The following is a 597-nucleotide window of genomic DNA, read 5'->3' on the forward strand; positions in this document are numbered from 1 at the left end:
TCCGGGATCGGCTCGTCACCAGACCCTTTGGGTGTTATATGGTCAAGCCTCACGGGCCATTAGTACACGTTAGCTCAACGCCTCGCAGCGCTTCCACACCGTGCCTATCAACCAGCTCGTCTCGCTGGGCCCTTCAGGAGGCTCGAGGCCTCGGGGAGATCTCATCTTGAAGGGGGCTTCCCGCTTAGATGCTTTCAGCGGTTATCCCGTCCGCACATAGCTACCCGGCAATGCCACTGGCGTGACAACCGGAACACCAGCGGTGCGTCCACTCCGGTCCTCTCGTACTAGGAGCAGCCCTTCTCAAATCTCCAACGCCCACGGCAGATAGGGACCGAACTGTCTCACGACGTTCTAAACCCAGCTCGCGTACCACTTTAAATGGCGAACAGCCATACCCTTGGGACCGACTTCAGCCCCAGGATGTGATGAGCCGACATCGAGGTGCCAAACACCGCCGTCGATGTGAACTCTTGGGCGGTATCAGCCTGTTATCCCCGGAGTACCTTTTATCCGTTGAGCGATGGCCCTTCCATACAGAACCACCGGATCACTAGAACCTGCTTTCGCACCTGCTCGACGTGTCTGTCTCGCAGT

General features: G+C 58.0%; 1 rRNA gene. It reads right to left on the reverse strand.

Annotation, left to right across the window (positions count from 1 at the left end):
• Positions 1 to 38: 38 nt before the first annotated feature.
• A 23S ribosomal RNA gene (locus OP495_RS18675) occupies positions 39 to 597 on the reverse strand; the annotation flags it as partial.

It is taken from the genome of Chromohalobacter sp. 296-RDG (assembly GCF_029889885.1).
Lineage (GTDB): Bacteria > Pseudomonadota > Gammaproteobacteria > Pseudomonadales > Halomonadaceae > Chromohalobacter.